Origin of the sequence: Paraburkholderia sprentiae WSM5005 (assembly GCF_001865575.2) — a bacterium.
Classification (GTDB): Bacteria; Pseudomonadota; Gammaproteobacteria; order Burkholderiales; family Burkholderiaceae; genus Paraburkholderia; species Paraburkholderia sprentiae.
On sequence record NZ_CP017565.2, the window covers coordinates 38,175 to 59,520 of the forward strand.

The 21,346-nt window shown below is 61.1% G+C and carries 23 protein-coding genes and 1 pseudogene; all 24 read left to right on the top strand.

Annotation, left to right across the window (positions count from 1 at the left end; translation table 11 throughout):
• Window positions 1–16 precede the first annotated feature (16 nt).
• Window positions 17–535, top strand: coding sequence for a hypothetical protein (locus BJG93_RS33680; RefSeq protein WP_231337706.1), 519 nt, complete (start codon window positions 17–19; stop codon window positions 533–535).
• A gap of 14 nt (window positions 536–549) precedes the next feature.
• Window positions 550–771 carry a hypothetical protein gene (locus tag BJG93_RS33685; protein WP_034478959.1) on the top strand — a complete coding sequence of 74 codons (222 nt, stop codon included), beginning with the start codon at window positions 550–552 and terminating at the stop codon, window positions 769–771.
• A 250-nt stretch (window positions 772–1,021) separates the two neighbouring features.
• Window positions 1,022–1,393, top strand: coding sequence for a class I SAM-dependent methyltransferase (locus tag BJG93_RS33690; protein ID WP_407675377.1), 372 nt, complete (start codon window positions 1,022–1,024; stop codon window positions 1,391–1,393).
• Window positions 1,353–2,507, top strand: a pseudogene (locus BJG93_RS36610) (helicase-related protein); the annotation flags it as partial. The gene BJG93_RS33690 and the pseudogene BJG93_RS36610, both read left to right, overlap by 41 nt.
• A complete protein-coding gene (locus BJG93_RS33705; protein WP_027196665.1) occupies window positions 2,504–2,740 on the top strand; it encodes a hypothetical protein in 237 nt (78 codons plus the stop codon). The pseudogene BJG93_RS36610 and the gene BJG93_RS33705, both read left to right, overlap by 4 nt.
• 899 nt (window positions 2,741–3,639) lie before the next feature.
• Window positions 3,640–5,328, top strand: coding sequence for an RNA-directed DNA polymerase (locus BJG93_RS33715; protein WP_027196666.1), 1,689 nt, complete (start codon window positions 3,640–3,642; stop codon window positions 5,326–5,328).
• Window positions 5,321–6,925, top strand: coding sequence for a DNA polymerase (locus BJG93_RS33720; RefSeq protein WP_051374359.1), 1,605 nt, complete (start codon window positions 5,321–5,323; stop codon window positions 6,923–6,925). Before BJG93_RS33715 ends, BJG93_RS33720 begins: the two co-directional genes overlap by 8 nt.
• A 367-nt stretch (window positions 6,926–7,292) precedes the next feature.
• A complete protein-coding gene (locus BJG93_RS33725; RefSeq protein WP_027196667.1) occupies window positions 7,293–8,972 on the top strand; it encodes a PRTRC system ParB family protein in 1,680 nt (559 codons plus the stop codon).
• Between the two features lie 85 nt (window positions 8,973–9,057).
• A complete protein-coding gene (locus tag BJG93_RS33730) occupies window positions 9,058–9,543 on the top strand; it encodes a PRTRC system protein E (RefSeq protein WP_027196668.1) in 486 nt (161 codons plus the stop codon).
• An 8-nt stretch (window positions 9,544–9,551) separates the two neighbouring features.
• A complete protein-coding gene (locus BJG93_RS33735) occupies window positions 9,552–9,770 on the top strand; it encodes a PRTRC system protein C (RefSeq protein ID WP_027196669.1) in 219 nt (72 codons plus the stop codon).
• Window positions 9,771–9,866: 96 nt separating this feature from the next.
• Complete coding sequence (locus tag BJG93_RS33740; RefSeq protein ID WP_051374360.1) at window positions 9,867–11,021, top strand: PRTRC system protein F; 1,155 nt, start codon at window positions 9,867–9,869, stop codon at window positions 11,019–11,021.
• Window positions 11,022–11,023: 2 nt separating this feature from the next.
• Window positions 11,024–11,752 (top strand): PRTRC system protein B, encoded by a 729-nt coding sequence (locus tag BJG93_RS33745; RefSeq protein WP_027196672.1) that lies wholly within the window; start codon window positions 11,024–11,026, stop codon window positions 11,750–11,752.
• A 2-nt stretch (window positions 11,753–11,754) separates the two neighbouring features.
• Complete coding sequence (locus tag BJG93_RS33750; protein WP_027196673.1) at window positions 11,755–12,396, top strand: PRTRC system protein A; 642 nt, start codon at window positions 11,755–11,757, stop codon at window positions 12,394–12,396.
• A complete protein-coding gene (locus tag BJG93_RS33755) occupies window positions 12,393–13,226 on the top strand; it encodes a PRTRC system ThiF family protein (RefSeq protein WP_027196674.1) in 834 nt (277 codons plus the stop codon). Before BJG93_RS33750 ends, BJG93_RS33755 begins: the two co-directional genes overlap by 4 nt.
• A 119-nt stretch (window positions 13,227–13,345) precedes the next feature.
• Entirely contained in the window at window positions 13,346–13,825 is a 480-nt protein-coding gene (locus BJG93_RS33760) for a hypothetical protein (RefSeq protein WP_027196675.1), read from the top strand.
• A 696-nt stretch (window positions 13,826–14,521) separates the two neighbouring features.
• Window positions 14,522–14,983, top strand: a complete 462-nt coding sequence (locus BJG93_RS33765) for an outer membrane lipoprotein (RefSeq protein ID WP_027196676.1) — start codon at window positions 14,522–14,524, stop codon at window positions 14,981–14,983.
• 92 nt (window positions 14,984–15,075) lie between these two features.
• A complete protein-coding gene (locus BJG93_RS33770; protein WP_027196677.1) occupies window positions 15,076–15,468 on the top strand; it encodes a hypothetical protein in 393 nt (130 codons plus the stop codon).
• A gap of 8 nt (window positions 15,469–15,476) precedes the next feature.
• The gene (locus BJG93_RS33775) at window positions 15,477–15,953 is read left to right on the top strand and encodes a hypothetical protein (protein WP_027196678.1); all 477 of its coding nucleotides are present in this window, start codon (window positions 15,477–15,479) and stop codon (window positions 15,951–15,953) included.
• Window positions 15,954–16,191: 238 nt separating this feature from the next.
• Window positions 16,192–16,575, top strand: coding sequence for a hypothetical protein (locus tag BJG93_RS33780; RefSeq protein WP_231337708.1), 384 nt, complete (start codon window positions 16,192–16,194; stop codon window positions 16,573–16,575).
• Between the two features lie 81 nt (window positions 16,576–16,656).
• Complete coding sequence (locus BJG93_RS33785; RefSeq protein WP_027196680.1) at window positions 16,657–18,180, top strand: hypothetical protein; 1,524 nt, start codon at window positions 16,657–16,659, stop codon at window positions 18,178–18,180.
• An 11-nt stretch (window positions 18,181–18,191) separates the two neighbouring features.
• Window positions 18,192–18,650, top strand: a complete 459-nt coding sequence (locus BJG93_RS33790; RefSeq protein WP_027196681.1) for a hypothetical protein — start codon at window positions 18,192–18,194, stop codon at window positions 18,648–18,650.
• 343 nt (window positions 18,651–18,993) lie between these two features.
• Window positions 18,994–19,143 (top strand): DUF3717 domain-containing protein, encoded by a 150-nt coding sequence (locus BJG93_RS36615; protein WP_407675371.1) that lies wholly within the window; start codon window positions 18,994–18,996, stop codon window positions 19,141–19,143.
• Window positions 19,144–19,264: 121 nt separating this feature from the next.
• Window positions 19,265–20,284, top strand: coding sequence for an ATP-binding protein (locus BJG93_RS33800; protein ID WP_027196682.1), 1,020 nt, complete (start codon window positions 19,265–19,267; stop codon window positions 20,282–20,284).
• 110 nt (window positions 20,285–20,394) lie between these two features.
• A complete protein-coding gene (locus tag BJG93_RS33805; protein WP_027196683.1) occupies window positions 20,395–21,345 on the top strand; it encodes a hypothetical protein in 951 nt (316 codons plus the stop codon).
• The last annotated feature ends 1 nt before the right edge of the window (window position 21,346 follow it).

Below are 21,346 nucleotides of genomic sequence, written 5' to 3' on the forward strand. Positions count from 1 at the left end.
ACTCGACAATGCGTCAATGGACATTTCCGGCGCGCTGCGAGCTGGCAAGTGTCCTGACTTCGACGCCTTCTGGACTCATCTCGAACGCACTTACAGCGGTGACGCCGGCAAGCGGATCGGACTGATCCAGGCCGCAAAGCTGATCATCGACGGGTTCTACATTCGCCCGAACTCCGAGATCAAGCGGACGTCCAGCGCGATCGTGCTCGACGCTCGCATCTGGAGCGAGACCTCTTTCCGCTCCAGCGCCCGCAAGCCGACCTACCAGTCGAGTCAAAACGTGGCAAGTCTGACGCGAGGCCTGAGTGCGTTCGCGGCGCATGCTGGCTTTGACTTTCTTTCAATAGGCCTCAAGCACGCCCGGCTGCCCGACTACGAATTCGACACTCGCGAGAAGGTCAGCTTCCGTGGTCTGGATATCGTGATGTACAACGAGAAATGGCAGTTCAAGTTCTCGCATGAGGTCGGAGACGCGCTCTCGCTGTTCATCAGCGAGTTTGGCGCCGACTACCTCGTCTCCCGTGACCGTTACTGATCCCGGGGGACGGTATGTCTCGTCAACGCATCTATCTGTTCTCGCGCTACGTCGCCCGGACCTACGTCGAGCCTCTCGAACATCTCATCACCATCGTGCGTGCGCGTGAATGCTATTCACCGATGTTTCGCGCCGCGGCGTTGCGTCACCTTGTGCTGCGGGCACCGTTGCACGTGACGGGCGGCCAGCCGTTCGCCGCACGCCGGCGAGCTGTGCGCAGGTTCTATCAGCTGTAGTTCTCATCCCGCCGCGCAGTACCCCGGCGTTCTTTCTTCGGCCCGCTTTGACGCGGGCCTTTTTCTTTTTATGGATGCCAATCATGCAGAGAGATCTGTTTTTTTTTTTGAGCCCGACTGGTACGAGCCGCTGCGCTCGCTCATCAGCCTCGGCTCACAGGCTGCACCGGTCGCTCACCAGGGCGAGCTGGCCGCGGCGCGCCGTCAGCACCTCGGGCAGTTTTTCACGCCCGACGCGATCGCCGCCTTTATGTGGAGCTTCATCAGTGGCTGGCGCGTGAATCGGCGCATCCGCCTGCTCGATAACTCGGTTGGCTCGGGTCGGCTGTTTCAGTACGCCGACCCTGAGCGGTATGCGGTGTATGGCGTCGACGTGCACGCGGACGTCATCACGCAATGCCAGAAAGTGTTTGAAGAGGCGGGTTTCGATTGTGAGTTCAGGCACGCGGGTATGGAGGACATCCGGCCCACGAACTTCGACATCGCGATCATCAATCCGCCGTTTTCGGTGCATCTGGAGTCGCCCCATCTGAAGCCTTTCCCCTGCACTACGTGGGGCAGATACGGGGCCAACACCAGCGCACTTGCTGACAGGTTCTCCGATTCCGAACTATCCGCGTGACGCCTTCGGGCTGCTCGCGTTTTCGGGTGGAGACGGAACGGCGGCGCAGCCTTACGGCTACCGGCTCGGCTATCTGGAGGAAAACTGGATCAACACCGTCGAGTATGCAATGCGCGGCGTCGACCGGTTCCGGGATGACTTTGTGGTGCTGGAATGGGTCACGTGGCAGTTCGCTGAAAGCCTGCAGGAAGGGGCCAAACGCGAAGTGCCAAAGATCGGAAACCTGCACGGCTATCGCGCGATGCTTGCGCCGCATATCAAGCGGCGGCTGGTGGCAGAGCCGGAAGTCGCGAAGTACATCCAGATCGAGCCGCCAGAGTTCGAAATCGAGACCGTGGACTGGGACCGTGGCCATCTGGCTACCTACCTGCGCGCGGCCGACGAGTTCGCAGACTGGTATCGCTCATCACGGGATGACAGCAAGGCATGCAACCTCATCACGATCCTCGCGCGTATTCGCGCAGTGCATTTCGCCGCCAACTTTCCGCAGTACGGGATGGAAGGTGTCGATCGCATTGGTGGCCTGACGAGCAAGCAGCGCGTGGTGATCGCACGCATGCGGGAAATCGCTGCTGAAGGAAAGCAGGCGATCGTGTTCGCGGAAAACCCGGGCGTGCTCGATCTTCTTGCGCGGGAACTCGAATCGCACGGCGTGCAGTCGGTGCCGTTCCATGGCGAGATACCGATCAAGCGCCGCGTGTCCGACAAGGATAATCGGTTTCTGACGGGGCTGGCGACCGGACTTCTCGCAACGAAGGCTTCGGGGCGTGCAGGCTACAACCTGCCGAACGCCGACTACATCCTGTTCTAGGACCGGTCGTGGACGTGGCGCATTGAGTATCAGGCGATGCGGCGCGCGCTGCGGTGGAACCGGAAGGGGACGTTGAAGGTGGTGTATTTCCATCTGCCGGGCAGCATCGACGAGTATCAGGATCAGATGGTCGCACACAAGCGCGATGCAACGCAGGCTGGCCTGGACTGGGTGACGCCCGAGCTCGAAGACGAAACGTTCCTGCACATGGATTTGCTGCTGGACCGTTTTGTACATCACCTTGCATTGATTGCCGATCGCGAGAGCGGCGACATGCGCAAACTGTTGAAGGAGGCAGCATGAAGGAAGCAAAGGTGTCAGTGCTGGTCGGCGAAGGGGTCGTTACTGTGAAGCGCGAGGGGTCAAACCGCGCGCTTCAGGCAAACATTCTCGGTACGGTCGAAGCAGACGGTGTGGAGGTGTTATGTCTTGACCGGCTGGTGCATGCGAGCCACGAGCAGCAGTTCGGCGAGTGGACGTTGGCGGGTGCGGTGACGACGATGCTTTCCCGCGCGATCGAGGTGTCACCTGCCTGATAGTGCTGGTTTGGTTGTCTATAGAGAAGCCCGGCGTTATGCCGGGCTTTTTTTTTTGGGGCTCATCGAGGTTACCGAGGACGGCTGTCGACCCTGAGCGGACGTTTGACACAACACGGCATCAACGGCTCTTCCCGGGGTGAAGCAGACGTTCTATTGGGAAAAACTTGCAGCGAAGCGACGGGGGCGGTCCATTGACGGGTACGGTTGGCGCAGGAAACGACTTCGCTTTCGACGGTCAGAGGCAGTTCCTCGGGTTGCCCTTCTTCCAGTTCTAGCACGCTTGGGCACCCGCCTTGGGTCTGAAGCACCTGAACCATCCGCTCGTCGCAGCGCTCAACGTCTCCACGCGATTGCACCACGATCTTACCCGTTCGTTGCGAAGGTCGTGCCACGCGTTGTTGCGATCCCAAGCCGCGCTTCGCGATGGAACAATCAACGTTCGCCGCCTTTGGGACAACCTTCGAGCCCCCAAATGGCTTGCATACCGTGACGCTTGACGCTCGCGTAGAAGCGACACCGGAGCGCAGGCAGTTATCATTCTGGTTAACTTTTCAACATTCTGCTTGTGTTAATGAATCAGTGGATCGACTATGCGCTTGTTTCTGTGGATGACCAGCATCTAGAATTACAACGCGTTGTATTCGGGCAGGCCGGATGCGGTATCGTCTATGAAGACACGCCGGCCGCAAGATTTCAGGCAGGCCAGAGCTTGAGCAGTGCCGCAAAGCCTCGCGGAACGGCGACACGTTGGTCGCGTGGAGGACGGCTCTTCCGCTCTGTCGTGTCCAATACGGCTTATCGCCACGGACGGCCGTTGCTGTCGATTTTGTCGATATGCCTAAAAAAATGCCGTAGTTTGGAGGTTCAACCCAGTGAAATTGAGGATACACTCGGGAATGGAAAGCAGTGACGAGGCTGACTATATAGTCAATCCCGCTTTCTGGCTGAACGGCCAGGCGCTCGGATTTCCAGTGCAGTTTGACCTTGTGCTGAAGCATCTCCGCCAAGATATGCGGGACGACTGGTATTTCGATTGTCTGCAGTACGACGATCTCTTCAAGCATCCAGCCGAGGCGAAGCGGATCATTATCTCGCTCCTGCAGGAATGGAATGGCGTATATCGAGGCACTCGCAGCGTCGTCCGGAACATACCGAAGAAAGGATACGGGGAGCGTTACGGGCTGGAGACCGACTTCTTCGATCGCTTCGTCTATCAGGCGATTTGCAGCTTCCTAATCCCGTACTACGACCCTCTCCTCGGCCATCGAGTGCTGAGCTACCGGTACGACCCGGCACCGTTGGACGCGAAATACCTTTTCAAAAACAAGATCGACCGCTGGTTCACGTTTGAGGGCGTGACGCTGACCTTCCGCAGATCAGGACGCCATCTGCTGGTCACCGATCTGAGCAATTTCTTTGAGAACGTGTCACGCGCGCAAATCGTAGGCGCACTCGAGAACGCGGTCCCCAACCTCGTCGCGACCGGCCCCGAGAAACTGCAGATCCGTAACGCGATCGCCACTCTCGACCGACTACTCACCCAATGGACGTTCAGCCGGGACCACGGCCTCCCGCAGAACCGCGACGCCTCGTCTTTCTTGTCCAACATTCTGCTGTCGTCAGTGGACAGAGAGATGACGAGGAGGGGCTACGACTACTACCGCTACGTGGACGACATTCGTATCATCGCAGACTCCGAGCTCCACGCTCGACGCGCGCTGCAGGATCTAATCAGACAGCTGCGGACAGTTGGTCTCAACATCAACGCAAACAAAACTGAGATTCTCGCCCCGGATGTTCCCAGCGTCAAAATTGCGGAGTACTTCCCCTCACAAGACAGCTCCACGATCGCAATCAACCAGATGTGGCAGTCCCGCAGTCGCCGCATCGTGACTAGGTCGGTGACTTATATCTTCGACATTCTAAGCCGATGCATCGCAGCCGGAGACTCGCAGACGCGGACCTTCCGCTTCGCAGTGAACCGTGTGGGAAAGATCGTCGAATCCGGACTCTTCGACGTAGGCGAAGCACTGTCGATCAACCTGCTCAACACCCTGTCGCGCTCGCTGTCCGAGCACGCGGTCACAACCGACCAATACTGTCGGCTGATAGCCACCCTGGACCGCGCCGGTCGCTGCCTGCCAGCGTTAGAGGCGTTCCTGCTTGAAGAAGACGGGGCCATTCACGACTGGCAGAACTACAACATCTGGATGCTGCTCGCGGTGCGGAGGCACCGATCCGACCAGTTGGTGGCACTGGCCGACCGTAAGTTGCGTGAGGACGTGAAGTCCGGGGAGGCGGCGGCTATCTTTATCTGGCTCCGCTGCGTGGAAGAACGGGCTCTCATTGAGAGATGCGTTGCAGAGTTCAGCACCCTGCCTTACCAGAACGCCCGCTACCTCTTGATCGCCTCCTCGGTGCTTGACAAAGAGGCGTTGCGTCCCCTCTATGGCCATGTGCCGACCTCTCTGCAGGAAACTAGCCGTAGGGCCGAGCGTCACTGCAACGAGGACGGCCTGCCGTTCGCTGTACGCGAGAGCACGGATCTGCTGAACCTTGTCGACGAGGTCAGCGGCTATGATTGACTTGGCCTTCAGGCTAATGCTCTTCGTGAAGGACTTCACCGGCAGGGGAGCTGATTCCTTCTACTGGTTCCAAGATGGCCAGGTCCAGGAAACCGACGTCGCAAGCATCGTGGGGTTCGAGGGAATCGTGGTATGTCACGACTTCTGGATGATTCGGGACGCGCTATTCGACAAGACGAAGAGTCTGCCCGGCGCGATCGTTGACATTGACGAATTCCGCATCTCTATCAGCGGTGTCCCCGAGGACCGGCTCCTCCGCGAGAAGCGCGACGTGACGACACACTTGGAGCAGTATGGGACGGAAAAGGAAGTCTGCGACGCTTATCAGAAGATGATCAACAAGGGCGCAGCATTCGATGTCGCCATCGCGGCCAAGGCCGCGATGGCGATGGAGGCGATGTATCTCCACCTCTGCAGGCAAGCATCTACCGACAGCGAGCTTGAGCGCTTTTTCACCGTCGAGGTGCCCGCATACCGTTTGCTGCAGCTTTCTATGTCAGCCGGAATCTCAATCGACGAAGCCGGACTCTCGGAAAAGCGGTCACAGGCAGAGCACGACTACTTCCTGATGCTCAAGAACTATTCCGCGAAGCACGACATGCCGCTCGAGACACCGAGCAGGCGCGCCATAGAGGACAAGCTGCTCTTGGAAGGCTTTGAACTTGACGAGGTCTCGGTCGAATACCTTCTCGACTTCGTGCCACACGATCGCGACTTCGGCGGGGACACCAAGGCACTCCTCGCCCTCGACACGGCGCGGCGCGTACTCGGCTCTCTGACGTTGACCACCAACAGCACTCGACCGGTCGTGGATGTGTTCGGCTCGCGCACGTCGCGCGTCCAACTGCGCAGTCCCAGCCTCCAGAATATTCCGAAACGATACCGCTCTATCATCCGCGCGCGCGCTGGTGCCCAACTTAGCTACGTCGACTTTGATCAGTTCGAGGTCGGCATAATGGCGGCCCTCTCCGGCGACGAGGAGCTTAAGCGTCTGTACGCTGCAGGCGATATGTACGATCTCTTTGCGAACACGCATTTGGGTCTCGTCGGCAACCGGAAAGCCGCCAAACAACTCTTCCTTTCCTACGCGTACGGAATGAGTAGGAAGGCTCTAGTCGACGCGGCCTCCTCGCTCGGAGTGGATCGACAGAAGGCGAAGGAGGCATTCCGGTTATTTCAGCGCTACGAGGAATGGAAAAAGTCCGTATGGGCCGAGTATCAGAGCACCGGTCGCGTAGCCACACTCTTCGGCAACCACTACCGACGGGCCAGCGGGGGGCCGCTCACGGGCAAAGAACAGCGTTCGGCTGTCAGCCAAGTAGTCCAAGGAACGGCGTCCTTGATATTCAAGCGGGCGCTGTTGGCGGTCGCTTCCATCGGCGACGTGGCGGTGGTCTTGCCCATGCACGACGCGCTGTTGTTCGAACACACTCTTGCAGAAACGCCGACCAGGGTCGTCGACGCCTTCGGGCGAACCATGACCGATGTGCTCAACTCACGGGTCGCCGGGAAGGCGTCAATCAGCGACTTTGCTGAACGTGAGCAAGCCATTCGGCCTCAGGAACCTGAAGTCCGAAGCGTTAAGATGACTTACTAGCGGTAAGCCGATGGAAAGCCCCGCTCCCCCGAGCGCTGAGCCGACAATTGCGCAGATTGGGGGTTCTTCGTCAGCAATGTGGCGCGAAAGAGACGTTCGAGCGTCACCACCTGCAAGGAAGTGAACGTCGACTCATGGCCGTGTGTCGCCTTCGGCGAGTGGCTCCGCCGGGGCGCCGGCTGGCGCGAGCGAAAGCTGCATGGTTTTTCTGGCCTTTTCGCCTGTTACCGGCTTTGGTCCAGCGCTATCGTTGTCCCATCTACCGCGTCCCTGACGCATCGAACCGCCGGCTAGCACGGCACCATCTTTGACCCCATCGGGAACCACTCCCGACAGGGGGCAGGTTCCCCTTTCCGGAGAACCTGCAATGCAACAACTTACTGCACCCCTGAAGCGCATCAAGCTCGGTCGTAACCCGCGCACGTACTTCGATCCGAAGGCGATGGCGGAACTGACCGAGTCGATCCGCGCGCATGGCGTCGACACGCCGATTATTGTCCGTCCCGTAGCCGAAGACGATTTCGACTACGAGGTGATCGCCGGCGGCCGTCGCTACCGCGGCGCACTGGATGCTCGCGGTGACGACTACCCGATGCCCATCGTTGTAAAGGACGTCGATGAAGTCGAAGCGCGCCGCATTGCGCTCACCGAAAACATCCAGCGGGACAACCTCTCGCCTTCTGAAGAAGCTGTCGATGCCGCAGAGCTGCTCGGTCTGCACGGCGGCGATCGCGACGTGACCGCAAAGATTCTTGGCTGGTCGCGCTCGACACTGGACAGCCGTCTTGCGCTGCTGAACTGCTCGAAGTCGGTGCTCGACGCACTCAGCGAGCGGAAAATCAACATCGCTCATGCGGAGCTGCTGGCGGCGCTGTCCAAGGAAAACCAGGACAAGGTACTGCCTGTCGTGGTCTCGGAAAAGCGCACGGTCGCCGACGTGAAGAAGCTGGTCGAGCAGGCGTCCTGTGCGCTCGCTTCGGCCATCTTCGACAAAACGGAGTGTGCCGCCTGTCCGCACAATTCGTCGACGCAGGCGCAGATGTTTGGCGAAGCGATCGGAACCGGCAACTGTACGAACCGGAGCTGCTTCATCGCAAAAACGGAGAAGCAGCTTGAGGTGACGGCCGCAGGCCTGCGCGATGAGTTCCAGACCGTGCGCATCGTGCGGGCTGGCGACAACAACACGCGCGTGCAGCTTGCTGTTGACGGGCCGAAAGGCGTCGGGCTTGAACAGGCGAAAGCCTGCCATGCCTGCGCGAACTACGGCGCGGCCGTGAGCGGCCTGCCGGATTCGGTCGGCAAGGCCTATCGCGGCCAGTGCTTCGACACCGTCTGCAACATGAAGAAGGTGGCGGCTCGCATCCAGGCGGAAAAGGCTGCGACGCAGCCCGAGAAAGCCGACGGAGCGAAGTCCGCACCGGCGGCCAAAAGCGCTAGCGGCGCGGGCAGCAAGTCAGCCAGCGCTCCGGCATCGACGACCCCCCCGATCACGGTCATTACCGAGTCCGAGAAGGTGAAGGCCTATCGCGTGAAGCTGTGGCGCAAGGCCTTGCGGGCCGATATCGGCATGAATCATGAACTGGCTCGCCAGTACCTCATTGCTGTTGTGCTGAGCGGCCATGCACGTCAGGTCGACGACGCCGCGTTCCGCAAGTTCTTCGAGCGGATCGTTGGCAACGAGGCGCCAGTGTCCAATCTGCCCAAGGCCATCGAGGCCGTGCAGGTAGCGAAGGAAAGCTCGCAGGCCGATCTGATGATTGCAATGCTGTTCGCCGCAATCGAAGGTCTGGATGTGACGCATCTCACGCAACTGTGCAAGTCGCATAAGCTGGACCTCAAGAAGCACTGGAAGCTCGACAAGGAGTTTCTGGAGCTGATCACGAAGTCCGAGATGATGGTGCTGGCCGACGAAATCGGCATTCGCGCCGCGCTTGGCGACAGCTTCAGGAAGGTCTTCGCGAAATCGAAGCCGGAGGTCATCGAGGCGCTGCTCAAGGTCGAAGGATTCGACTACGAGGGCAAGCTGCCGAAGGTGCTGAAGTTCTGAGATCGCGGGGCGCGTTCTGCGTCCCGTTTCCCCTCTATATGTATACGCCGCCACCGCGCGGCGTTTCTTTTTTATGGAGTTTTTCATGTTCCAACAACTGGAAGCGCTGGTGCAAGCCAGCGGCAAGCTGCAACTGACGTTGAAGATGGACAATGACCGCATGGCGGTGGTCGTCGTGCCGCAAGGCGAGGGCAAGGACGCCGCGCTGCGGCAGCCGCTGGTCCTCACCGGTACGGCGGCGGAGCTCGATGAGGGCTTTGCCGCGGCAATCAGTTCGTACTCGACGGCTCATGCGTCGCTGTCCGAACAGGTGGCGGCAACTACCGCGATCCTGCAGGAAGCGGAGAAAAACCAGGCTTCGAAGGCGCAGAAGTCGCTCGCGAAAGGCGGCAGGGCGGTACCGGCTAAAGCCGGTCCGTCAGCCACCAGCAGCGGCGATGAGGGGGAGGGCGAAGACGACAACGATGATGACTACACGTCACCCTCTGCGTCGGCCGCGCCCGCTGCGTCGGCGTCGCCCGCCAGTTCCGGGACGTCGTCCGGTACTGACCTTCTTTCCCTGCTCGCCTGAGGTCTGCCATGTCCATTGCCATTGCCCGTCTGGTGCGCGAGTTCGTCTACAACGGCGTGAACTTCGTCGACCCCGGTCCGACCTTTTCTCCCGAGGAGGTGCGCGACCTGTATTCCGCCCAGTACCCCGAACTGACCACGGCCGCAATCGAGGGTCCGGTCTATGAAGGCGAAACCGCCCGCTACACGTTCATGCGTGCAGCAGGCGCAAAGGGCAGCGATGCGTAAGCGCCCGCTCCTGCAATGCATCGCCGGTGAGGCGAAGCAATCTTCCACTGAACCGCCCGAAAGGGCGGTTTTTTTTCATGACAAGGAGATCGAGCAATGTTCTTCGATCCTCGGCCAGCTGATGCGGGCGTCACTGTCGACGGCCTCGGCTGGCAATCGCCGCGGCATGCCGTTGCCCGACGTCGACCTGCCCATGATTTTCTGACGCTTCCCGACGTATCGCGTGCCGTTGCGGCGCGTGCGTCGATGAAGTGGCCAGCCGATCGTAAGCTCGCGAAGCTGGTCGACGAGCACTTCAAGTCGGGCCCGCTCAGGGCCGCAGACGTGAAGGCCTTTTCGGGATCTGGCGACGCAATGGCTCAGGCGTTGTTTGCGTGGATACGCCGCCAGTGTGGCGCGATGAAGCGGCTCTGCTTCCGGCCGTATCTCCTGGATACCAATGGCGTCCAGGACCAGATCATGTATCAGACGGATGCATCCGGTTTCGAACCCGACTCGCCGTTGTATCTGGGTATCGAGACGCCTGAGGATCACGTGTACGTGATCGGGGAGCGCGCCACTCCGCTTGGTAAGGCGCACCCGCGGCTGCTGGCTACGGCGCTGGTCCTGATCAACCGCGCAGCGTTCCGCACGCTCCTCATGCGTACGCCCGATGACTTCCTGTCCATGTTCGCCCAGTGGAACTGGGACGGAGATCCGTGGTGTGACGACGAAGATGCAATCGACCACCTGAAGGACAGGTTTGGCGATGACCCTGAGGAGTTCCAGCATTACCTCCCCTCGGTGGTTCGCGAAGAGCTTTGCCCGTCCAGCATGGAGATCGGTCGCTACAGCACGAAACATCATGCGTGGCGGCCATATCCCGCGCTTGGCATCGAAGCGCTGCGGCGTCTTGTCTGGACACAGAGCGGCCGGGTCCGGGCGCTTTGCGCGGAGCTGGAACGTCTGACGGTGCTGCTCAGCCGTGCCGGCCGTCGCGCACTGTTCGACTGGTCTTTCCGGCCGGAGGTGATTTACGCGGCCACGTCGATCGCAGCGTGCGACGACGTGTACACCGGCGACATCCTCGACACCCACTACGAGTACTTCAACAGCGGCGGCGATGGATCCCTGTTTCACGGATTCATTGCACTTGCCCAGTCGCCCGATGACATCCGCAGGCAGTACGCGGATCTGTCGTTGGGCTTTTCCATTCTTCGACAGGTCGACCGCGTGGTGGCTTTGATCACACGCGACGACTCAGGAGCCTAACGATGAACAATCTGATCCTTTCGACAGGACATGCCAAAGAGCTGGTGATGAGTGGAGCAATCCTGCTCTATTCGTACGCGCGCGAGACCGCTAGCCCGGTATTCGCCACGGCGCACCAGGTATCGGTGTCCGGCAAACGTCCGGTCATCGATGCCGGTCGACCGGTGGACCGCGACGCTCTGTTCACGGCGCTCGACTCGCTTTCTGAACGCTGCGCGGCGAAAGCCGAGTTTCTGCCGGAGACGGTGCTGGCGATTGACCGGACCGCTGTGACGTGGTGGTGCCGACCGACAACGCGACGGGTGTTTTTCGACTGCCCCCAGCTTGGCAACGTCACCGCGGTGGTGCCACATCCGGGTCTGATCTTCCAGGCCCGCAATAGCGGCTTCTACGTGTATGCGGTGGACGGCGCTGCACGACCAACACCTGACACACCACTGTTCGAGCCGCCGTACTTCAACACATGGGATCACGGTTCCATCTGTATCGGCTCCGCACGTGTTCCCGACCGCATCGACATCGCGTCGATTGACGGCTGGGAAAGCGGCTTTTTCGAATCCGCGTTCACCCATCCCAATGCGGGCGGAAAACGCGTCAATCACCCACGAGGCGAATTTGCGTTCTGGAAGGAAATGCTGGCCGGCAAATACGGCGAGCAGTTCCCCCTGCAATGTCTCGTGCCCATGAACCGGACGCTCGGCGATCTCATCGCGCGGGGCCCCAAAGGTTAGAAATGAACATTCATGATTTGACATTGCAACGGTCGTTTCCGACCGTCATGGTCCCCCGAAACGAAACGGTCGCAGAGATGGACGCGCCGGGTGAGCGGTTGCTGGTCGCCGAAAACGGCGTGTTCCTCGAGATCCGGCGGCCCTGGCTTTCGCTGGTGCGCCAGATCGCCGGGTTCACTGTTCGCACGGCGATACCGTATGGACGGGTCACGCCGTCGACGCGGCTGCTGTGCAACACCATTCCGGCAGACCTGGGGGGTGTGTTCGCTGGGATGGCCCGCGAGGTGCATCCCCTGGAGACAGGGGCGTGGATTGTGTGGAGTCCATCGACGCGCGCGTTCCGGCTCGCGCCCGTGGGCATCGTCACGCATACCGGCGGTTCGCTTAAGTATCAGCCCCCGGCGCTCGCTGGCGACGAAGTGCTCGTGATGGACTGCCATTCGCATGGCAGGCATCCGGCGTACTTCTCGTCGACCGACAACGACGATGACCGGCATGACGTGAAGATGGCGCTTGTCATTGGCAACTGTGACCGTGCAACCCCGAGTATCGCCGTGCGCCTGTGCGCCAAGGGCATCTTCGAGGAAACGGAGCGCGCGCCGGCGTCGTGGTATCAGGCTGCACGTGTATCGGAGGCCGTATGACGGACGCGATCAGCCATGAAATCCCGGCGCACATGATCCAGCGCCCCTGGAAAGTGCTTGCCGTTGGCGCGGGCGGGACGGGCAGTGCTGTCCTGCCTGCTCTCGCACGCCTGCACCACGCGATGATCGAACTGGGGCACCCCGGGGGGATCGAGTGCACGGTGTACGACGACGACACAGTGAGCCCCACCAACGTTGGACGGCAGGGGTTCTATCCGAACGACGTGGGCAGCTTCAAGGCCCCGCTGGTCGTCAACCGGCTGAACCTGCTGATGGGTACCAACTGGCGTGCGGTCACGCAGCGCCTGAATGGCCGCACGGCACTGTTCGATGTTGATGTCGTGATTGGTTGCGTTGATACGCGTGCCGCCCGAAAGGCGATTCTCGACACCGTCGGGGAGACCCACGCGTATTACCTCGACTGCGGCAATGACACGGACCGCGGGCAGGTGGTGCTTGGACAGACGATGCCAAAAAGCCGAAGGAAGACCAGTCGGGAGCGCTTGCCGCATGTGGGCGACCTGTTCCCGGACCTGATCGACCCCTCGAAAGACGCGGACGACGATACGCCGTCCTGCTCGATGGCTGACGCGCTGCGAAAGCAGTCGCTGGTCATCAATTCCGCGATCGCGGTGCAGGCGTTCAATCTTTTGTGGACGCTGTTTCGCACCGGGTCGCTCAAGTATTCGGGGGTGTTCGTGAACCTGACAACAGGGCGCACGAACCCGATCCCGATTGACCCTGCTGTGTGGGCGCGCTTCGGGTATGAAGCGCCCAGGCCGAAGGAAAAGAAGGCTCGAAAGAGCCGGAAATCCGCAGCAGCACACTGACCTGCCGGTTCCTTCGGGGAGCGGTTTTTTTATGGAGGATCCTCTGCGCTATACGTGAGAGCAGCGCCTGTCGCTGCGTTTCCAGGCTTCATCCGTCAAACATTTTTCAGAGCACAAGAATGCTGAAAAATTTCTTCTCAAAAACTGCGCTCGCGCGCACTGCAAGCACGGCGCATTCACATGCGACCGCCTTCATCCTCGCGCTGATGGCGCTCGTTCTGGCGGCATTTTACCGCTACGAGGGTTTTGCCGAGCCGTATCAGGTGTGGTTCCGTCTGGACGAAGTCCACTACCTCGGACGGTGGGCACCGGGTGCCATCGAGCATCTGTTCGGGGCGTTCGCGCTCTGTTCGCTGCTTACGCTCTTCTGGGGCTTCTTCGTGAAGCCGACCTCGCGCAATCGCGCGTTGCTCGCCGGTACGTTTGTCGCCGTGTACTTCGTCGGTTCCACGCTGATGCACGACGGGAGCCAATACCTTGCCAGTCACGACCCGAGCCAGCTGGCTCAGATGCTGGCTGACACGCTTGGGCTCGGTTTCGCGTTCGTCTGGCTGAGCTGGCCAGAAGCGACCGACGACGGTGACCTGAAGTTCGCCTGAGTCGGTCAAAACGTCGCTCCTCCACGGAGCGGCAGGGCACGCCAGAAATCTGCAACAGCGCTGGTCCCTCGGGGCCAGCGCTTTTTTTTCGCTGGCGCTCACGTGGGATCCGTCAGAACCTGGAAAGCCAGGGCGTTTTCTCGATGTTTCCAGGCGGCGCACGGTACGGACTGCCCTAGACTCGCAACATCACCCGCGCTTTTGCGCATCGACAGAACACTCTGGCTTGCCGGAGTGCTCTTACCTTGGCCCGGCAAATGCCGGTCGTCCACGACGGGCCAAACCCGTCTGTCACCCTGTTGGGAGCCATCCCAACGGGACCGGCTCCCATTTTTTTGGAGCCGCTATGCAGCAGCAGATCACTTTCTCGCCGGAACTCGCCAAGGCTTTGGCAATTTCTGGCAGTCCTCTCAAGGTCCCGGAACAGTGGGGCTAAGATGGAACGGCAACTGTGAAGTTCGACTTTCAAATCCCGTTCGCCGCCGAGCGTGAGCTCGTCAAATGCGGTCGCGTCGACCTGCATTACCTCACTCGCATTTCGTCGTAAGCGGGGCGGTTCACTGTTCGCGCTCGAAGCATGAGCCTGACGCCTCGTCTTGCCGCAGTTCGCTCAAACAGATCTTTTTTCATTCCCGTCAGGGCGACATCCCTGACGGGACGGTTGCCCTTCTTGTTCTTCTTCGTTGAGGCAATCACATGTTCAAGATCATCGTCAGTCTCGTTCTCGCATCCATGCTATCGGCTTGCGCCGGTGTCGATTTCGGTTCGCCGAACACGTATCAGCGCGGCGACGTGCGGCACGCGGGCACGATGGAAGAAGCGACCGTTGTTCGCACTCGCGTGATCACGATTGAAGCCGGCTCGGACAATTCCGGGCTGACTTCGCTGATCAGCGCGGGCGTCGGCGCGTTCCTCGGTAGCCGGACGATCGGCAACGGTACCGGCCGCTACATCGCGGGTGCGTTGACCGGTGCTGCGTCGGGCATCGTTTCGCAGAAGGTCTCGCAGGTCCTGTCGCATCACGCCGGCCTCGAAATCATCGTGCGTACCAACGCTGGACGCACGCTCGTCGTCACTCAACCGGACGATCAGCAGTTCGCACCGGGCGACCACGTCCTTCTCGTTTCCTCCAACTCGGGTCTGCGCGTCACGCACTGACCTTTTCCAGAAAGCCGGTCCTGCCGGCTCCCTGCTGCATCGCGAGGTGTTCCCGAAAGGGCACCTCGCTTTTTCTTTTTTCAGAGGCTCAAATGCTCAAGGTTCCCAAGCTGTTCTATGCCGACCGCCGCAGTGCGGGCGCGGCAGCAGACGCCGCCATTACCCACCACGCGACGCAGATGCTGCGTCGTGTCGCGCGCGATCTGCGTCTGCGTTCAGGCGAGCACGAAATTGTCACCGAGCGGGCTCGCCGCAATCGCGGTTGCCGCGTCACCCTCCGTACTCCCGCCGTCATGCTTGAAGTTACCGACACCCCGACCCGCCAGAAGGTCGCCGTGTCGTTCCGCACGCGTCGCGGTCGTGCCGACCTGTCGGGCGGTGGCGACAACGCGGTTTCGCTCGAGCAGCTGTCGTCCCGCGAGGGTTACGACGCGCTGCTTGGCGGTCTGCGGCTTGCAGGCGGCCTCGGTGGCGAACGTCGGTAGGAGGCCCGATGGAAATCGTCGACATTGTCGTTGAGTACCCATCCGGCTTGACCGTGACCGATCGGGCGACGTTTATCGTTGATCTGGATCAGGTCTGCATATCGGAAAGACTCGCATTCGTCATACGGCACCTTTCCCAGTCGGAGTCTCCGCCCAAGGTTTCCGCGCGAGGCGCCGATTGCTCCCTGCAACTTGAGGCCAGGACCGACGGAACGTTTCATGTGGCGTCAAAGCTGGCAGATCGACCGGAGAGAAACGGCCTTTGGCCAAAGCTTGTCGGTATGGTGAAATCGCCGACCAGGGACCAACGTCAGCAATTCGGCCGATTCATGCACACCCTCTCTGCGGCAGCCGTGATCGGTGCGATCGGCTTCTGGCACTCAACGTCTAACTGGTCGGTTTTCAACATCCTGTCAGAGGTCAATCTGGTTCTGGCCTTTGTGCTAACCTTGTACGTAGGCATGGTTTCCATGAACGGAGAATGAGTATGGGCTTCAGTTTCTTTGCGCTGGGCGTGGCTGTGGCCTTGTCTGTACTTGGCCTGGTCATGGACCGCAACGGTCGTAAGGCGGATCGCGCCCGTCGACGCATGTCGTAACGACATCTGACTATCAACGCTGACCGGCGACGTCGCCGGTCGTTAATTCATTAAAAGGCTGCACCTTCGGGTGTGGCCTTTTTTCTTTTCAGACTCGCATGTCCACACTTCTTGAACCACCGGTCGTGCACGCCAGCACGCCGTTTGATCCTGCTGGAAAAACCGTCAGCCAGGTTGTCAGTCACATCGGCCGGACCCTGCGCCAGTCCGAGATCGAGCCGGAATGGATCGTTGCGGCGAATTTCATCGATGACCCGAACGAGGACTGCTACGGGCTGTCGGCCTCGCGCGACTGGCCGGCCGGATCGGCAGCGCGCCGGCGGCTCGCGCTGTCGGTGGCGCGCGGGAACTCCGAAGGCTGGACCATCCAGATCGACTTCGTCCAGTTCATCGCACTCGGCGAAGCTGGCCACTGGAAGAGCCAGCCGGTGCTGCGCATCAAAACGTTGTCGCGCACGCAGGCGTGGGCGATCGCCGCGGTTGTCTCACGGATGCTCGACATCGACTGACTGACCTGACACTTCAACCCTGAGGGGGCCAACGTCCCCGGATGGGGAGTTGGCCCCAACTTTTTTGTGGAGCCAACTCTCATGTACACACTGACGATCCCCGGTGAATTCTTCAAGGTCGCAACCCTCGCCGGCGTGCTGGGCTTGTTCCGCGACGAACGCGTGCAGGCGACCGAAACCGCGCTGATTTCTCTCGATTGCGATCACGTAGAGGCGAGTGCGACAACCATTACTCGATACAACGGCAAGCTGGCGATTCGCCGTGCTGGCACGGCAGCCGAGGTGGTGGCGTCGCTCTTCGACGAGGTGCGCGAAGACTGGCTGTCCAGGTATGGCGTCGATCCGAAGCCGTGGCAGATCCGCCCGGCGCATTGGGAGGAGCTGTTCGGCCTGTTCGAACTCGCACGCTCGCCGGAATGCTTCCTGTCCAGCAGCCAGATAGATGCGGAAAGGGTCGCAGCCCGCGATTCGCGCCGGTTTTTCAACCTGTCTTCGTTGCTGCACGACGCTGCAATCGAGCGCTTCGGCTTTGGCGCAGGCGGCCCGCCCGCGCCCAGCGGTGGTACGAACGGCAGGCACGAAGTGCACGTCGCATACGCGCTTCTGTGCAACGAGCCTTTGCCGGAGGCCGTGCTGGACGACTATCGGACGATGGATCGCTCGTTTCGCTACGATCTCGAATGGGCCGAGCCGTTGCTCAACGTGCTGGAATTGCGCGGGCGCCTGCCAGCCGAAAAGCATCGCTGGGTTGCCTCCGTCATGCGCGCGGCAAAACAGCCGATCACGGCTGGGAACGTCGATGCGATCGTGGCCGCCGTCAGCGGGCTGCCCAGCGCGTGCAGCTTCGTCGAGGTAGACGACGCGCTGTTCGAGGCGGGCATCCTGTCGGTGGACGCGCTTCCGCCGATGTTCAACGAACCTGCGTCGTTGGGCACCCCGGTGAACGCCTTTGCCGCGCGGCTGCGCCAGATTCTGGCCGACTCCAGGCGGGACAGAGCGTTGGACCACGCTGACATGGAGCGTACGCAGGGGCGAACGACTGCGCGCCGGCACAGGCTGGAGCGCGAAATGGCGTTGCTTTCGCACGGTCGCGAGACCTTCGAATGGGCCAACAGGATGGCCGTCGCGCTCGAACAGCGTGACCTGTCGCTACTGCTTGAGGTGCTTGACACTCCTGACACGCGTAACCGCAGCAGCAAGCGCGCGATCGAAGAGCACTACGGCGTGAAGTTGCGCTCAATGAACGCGAAGGATCGCCGTCGCGCGATTTTTGCGTTGTGCGGAATGGACGCCACGGCGCAGGCTGCATGGGAGGCTGCCGACGCAGAACGCAAGGCGGCAGCACGCAAGGCCGAGGACACGCAGTATGCGAAGCAGGCCGCGCAGCGTGCACAGTACCAGCGTGCCGATGGCGTCGTCATCGATGGCGCCACGCATGTCGAGGACGCGATCGCGTCTGGCTTCCGGGAAATCCGCGATTGGCGCAAGGGCGCGAGCCGGCAGTACGTGCTCGTCAACCCCGAGCTCGGCCAGGCTCGCACGCTGCGGGCGAAGGATGGCACGCTCGACTACGCGCGCGCGATGCTCGAACGGCTTGCCGCCTGAGGGAGACGATCATGCGCTTCGATCGTACTCCCAAGGCGGAAGGTCTTCGGTGGACGCCGCGGATGGAAGCCTTGCATCTGAGTCGCCAGGAGCGGGCTCGCGAAAACATCGAGCGTGCCTACCCGCTCTTCAGCGATCAGATCGAAGCGCCCCAGGCGCTTTCGGTCGACGAAGAGAGGGAACGGCGCGAACGGTTGCTGTTCCAGAGCGAGCAACGCATGCGCGATCTGTACGCCCAACAGTGGCGTCGCCTGCGTCGCGAGTACTTCGCATGCACGCCCGACGTGCGCGCGCGGATCATGGAGGCCTGGACGGCGTGGCGTGGTCCGGCCAATCCTGTCTGTTTCGCCTACGTGGTCGAGCAGCACAACGGCGTCGGCGAAGAGAAGTCCCGGCGGCACCGTGAGCACGAAGCGGCGATGATTGCCAGAATCGATGCAGCACGAGCCGCGCAGACAGCGTTGCTCTGACGGCCCTTTCCTGAACCAAAGCCGGCGCATGCGCCGGCTTTTTTTTCGCCCGCCGGCCCGACGGGAAATGTCTAAGCGGGGTCAATCTGCTCATCATTCGGGCAAAACCGTCGCGCGGGGGCCTCTCATACTGGCTCTGTTACCCGCGTCCATGACGCATCGACCCGCCGGAGATCCGGCAACAACTCTGCCCCTGGGGATCGCGTCCCTTCGGGCGTTGTTCAGGGGCGCTTCCTTCGAGGACTCTTCCCATGAACCATCCGAGCGCTGTTTCCGGAGCACAGGATGTTTCGATCGCGCAGATCGAGATCGCAATCAATGTCTGGCGCAACCGCAACCCGCCGTGTCCGATGATGACGTGCTGGTGCTGTGCGTCGAGGCACGTTGCCTTGCCGATCTCTACGGCGCGATGATTTTCACGCGCGAGACGTCGGTCCCACGCGAAACCCTTACGCAGGCGCAAGTGGCGGCATTGACCGGCGCGCACGCGTAACGCTTTATCCAGCGTCGATCGACGCATCGAACGGCCGCGCAAGCGGCACTCAACTCGCCCAATTGGGACCACGTCCCCTGGGGCGTCGTTTCGTGGGGCATTTTCCGTTTAAGGCTCCCCCATGAAAGTCAATCCTTCGCAACTCATCCAGCTTCTCACCTCGTTCATTCCGAGGCGTCTGCCGGTTCTGATCACCGGCCGACCTGGCATCGGCAAGAGCGATATCGTCGACCAGGCAGCACGAGCGACTGGTCATGAGCTCCTCATCAGCCACCCGGTTGTCGAGGACCCGACCGACTCCAAAGGCCTGCCGTTTCCCAATGGAAACATTGCCCGCTTCCTGCCGTTCGGTGACCTTGAGCGCGCTCTGCGGGCGACGTCGCCTCTGCTCTGGTTCCTTGACGATCTCGGACAGGCGTCGCCCGCCGTGCAGGCAGCAAAGATGCAGCTGCTGCTTGCGCGTCGCATCGGTGAGCACGTTTTGCCTGACTGCGTCACCTTCGTTGCGGCGACCAACCGGCGCAACGACAACGCGGGCGTGACGGGCATCCTCGATCCCGTGATCTCGCGTTTCGCAACCGTCGTGGAACTGGAGCCAACGATCGACGACTGGACAGCGTGGGCAGTGCAAAACCACATCTCTCCGGAGTTGATCGCGTTCCTGCGCTTCCGCCCCGATCTGCTGTCCGTGCAGAAGACGTCGCGCGACATCGAAAATGCGCCGAGTCCCCGTACCTGGGGGTTCGTCGCGAGGACGATGGGCGTCGTGCCGAAGGAGCTTGAACTGATCTCCTATGCGGGATCGGTGGGCGAGGCGGCCGCGACCGAACTGATGAGCTTTCTGGCCATCTACCGCGAGCTGCCGTCGCCCGACGCCATCATCCTTTCACCCGATAATGCGGCGATTCCGGAAACGCCCGCCGCGCTCTACGCGATCAGCACAGCCCTGGCCGCGCACTCGACCGAAGGCAACTTCGACCGCGTGCTGACCTACAACGACCGGCTCATCGATGCGGGCCGCCGTGAATTTGCGGCGCTTCTCGCGCGCGACGCGGTTCGGCGCAAGCCTGAACTGCAGAACACGTACGCGTTCATCCGTGCGCAGGGTGGTCCACTCGGTCAGATCATCCGCGGCCAGTAAGCGCGCGCCTTTCCCGTTTTCCGCTTTTTTCTGTTGCCACGGCCCGCCACGCGCGGCCCGTGGCTTTTTTCTTTTGCTGCATCCAATCCCTTTCTATCCTGGAGTTTTCCATGAACATCACTGAACTGAAATCCCGCGTCATGCTCTCGGCCGTCACGGTGTCTGCCTGGCAGGCGCGCTGCTTCGACGTGAAAGCGACCGAAGAAGTCGAGAAGAACCATCAGGCGAAGGATATCGGGCGCTTCAACAAGCGCCTGTTGCCCGAACATGCGCCGAGCTACAAGGAAGTGGTGTCGATCGGCACTCGCATTCGCCGCTATCACTACGACCACTCGCTGAAGTACGACCAGTTGGGCGTGCGCCTTCTGCCGACGACGATCTACATGGACTTCGCCGACCAGATGCGCAAGATGAAAGACGAGTTCGACCTCGCAGTTTCCGTCTTTCTGACCGACTACCTGAACCTCAAGGAGCAGGCACGGGTGGAACTAAACGGGCTCTTCAACGAGGCGGACTATCCCACGCTTGCCCGCATGTCGGAGAAGTTCGGCGTGAAGCTCGCCGTGCTGCCGTTTCCTGACGCGAGCCAGTTTGGCGTCGATCTGACTGCCGATGTGCTGACCGATCTTCGTTCGGAAATCGACCAGCACGTGCTTGCCTCGATCTCGACGGCGAACAACGATCTGGTCGGGCGTCTGTACGAAGCGGTCTCGAAACTGGCCGACAAGCTGTACGGTGCCACCGATGTTCGTCTGGGCGTCACCAACCAGGTGCGCGAACTGTGCGAGCTGCTGCCGAAGCTGAACTTCACGAACGATCCGAAGCTCAACCACATCCTGGAGCAGGCGAAGACGCATCTCGCGGTTCACACCGGCGCGGATCTGAAGGAATCGCGCGTGCTGCGCTCACAGGTCGCGGCCAAGGCCTCCGAAATCGAGGGGCTGATGGCAGCGTTCATGGGCGGGGCGCCCGAGCCGATGGCGCATCAGCCTGCGGCGTTCGCGCCGTTGGAGCAGGTTGCGCAGCCGGAACCCACCCCGCTTCTGCGACTCGTCGCGTGAG

Bases quoted from the DNA above. Each gene is read 5' to 3' on its own strand.
- BJG93_RS33680 (WP_231337706.1), top strand. From the start codon at position 17: ATGGACATTTCCGGCGCGCTGCGAGCTGGCAAGTGTCCTGACTTCGAC.
- BJG93_RS33685 (WP_034478959.1), top strand. From the start codon at position 550: ATGTCTCGTCAACGCATCTATCTGTTCTCGCGCTACGTCGCCCGGACC.
- BJG93_RS33690 (WP_407675377.1), top strand. From the start codon at position 1,022: ATGTGGAGCTTCATCAGTGGCTGGCGCGTGAATCGGCGCATCCGCCTG.
- BJG93_RS33705 (WP_027196665.1), top strand. From the start codon at position 2,504: ATGAAGGAAGCAAAGGTGTCAGTGCTGGTCGGCGAAGGGGTCGTTACT.
- BJG93_RS33715 (WP_027196666.1), top strand. From the start codon at position 3,640: ATGGAAAGCAGTGACGAGGCTGACTATATAGTCAATCCCGCTTTCTGG.
- BJG93_RS33720 (WP_051374359.1), top strand. From the start codon at position 5,321: ATGATTGACTTGGCCTTCAGGCTAATGCTCTTCGTGAAGGACTTCACC.
- BJG93_RS33725 (WP_027196667.1), top strand. From the start codon at position 7,293: ATGCAACAACTTACTGCACCCCTGAAGCGCATCAAGCTCGGTCGTAAC.
- BJG93_RS33730 (WP_027196668.1), top strand. From the start codon at position 9,058: ATGTTCCAACAACTGGAAGCGCTGGTGCAAGCCAGCGGCAAGCTGCAA.
- BJG93_RS33735 (WP_027196669.1), top strand. From the start codon at position 9,552: ATGTCCATTGCCATTGCCCGTCTGGTGCGCGAGTTCGTCTACAACGGC.
- BJG93_RS33740 (WP_051374360.1), top strand. From the start codon at position 9,867: ATGTTCTTCGATCCTCGGCCAGCTGATGCGGGCGTCACTGTCGACGGC.
- BJG93_RS33745 (WP_027196672.1), top strand. From the start codon at position 11,024: ATGAACAATCTGATCCTTTCGACAGGACATGCCAAAGAGCTGGTGATG.
- BJG93_RS33750 (WP_027196673.1), top strand. From the start codon at position 11,755: ATGAACATTCATGATTTGACATTGCAACGGTCGTTTCCGACCGTCATG.
- BJG93_RS33755 (WP_027196674.1), top strand. From the start codon at position 12,393: ATGACGGACGCGATCAGCCATGAAATCCCGGCGCACATGATCCAGCGC.
- BJG93_RS33760 (WP_027196675.1), top strand. From the start codon at position 13,346: ATGCTGAAAAATTTCTTCTCAAAAACTGCGCTCGCGCGCACTGCAAGC.
- BJG93_RS33765 (WP_027196676.1), top strand. From the start codon at position 14,522: ATGTTCAAGATCATCGTCAGTCTCGTTCTCGCATCCATGCTATCGGCT.
- BJG93_RS33770 (WP_027196677.1), top strand. From the start codon at position 15,076: ATGCTCAAGGTTCCCAAGCTGTTCTATGCCGACCGCCGCAGTGCGGGC.
- BJG93_RS33775 (WP_027196678.1), top strand. From the start codon at position 15,477: ATGGAAATCGTCGACATTGTCGTTGAGTACCCATCCGGCTTGACCGTG.
- BJG93_RS33785 (WP_027196680.1), top strand. From the start codon at position 16,657: ATGTACACACTGACGATCCCCGGTGAATTCTTCAAGGTCGCAACCCTC.
- BJG93_RS33790 (WP_027196681.1), top strand. From the start codon at position 18,192: ATGCGCTTCGATCGTACTCCCAAGGCGGAAGGTCTTCGGTGGACGCCG.
- BJG93_RS33800 (WP_027196682.1), top strand. From the start codon at position 19,265: ATGAAAGTCAATCCTTCGCAACTCATCCAGCTTCTCACCTCGTTCATT.
- BJG93_RS33805 (WP_027196683.1), top strand. From the start codon at position 20,395: ATGAACATCACTGAACTGAAATCCCGCGTCATGCTCTCGGCCGTCACG.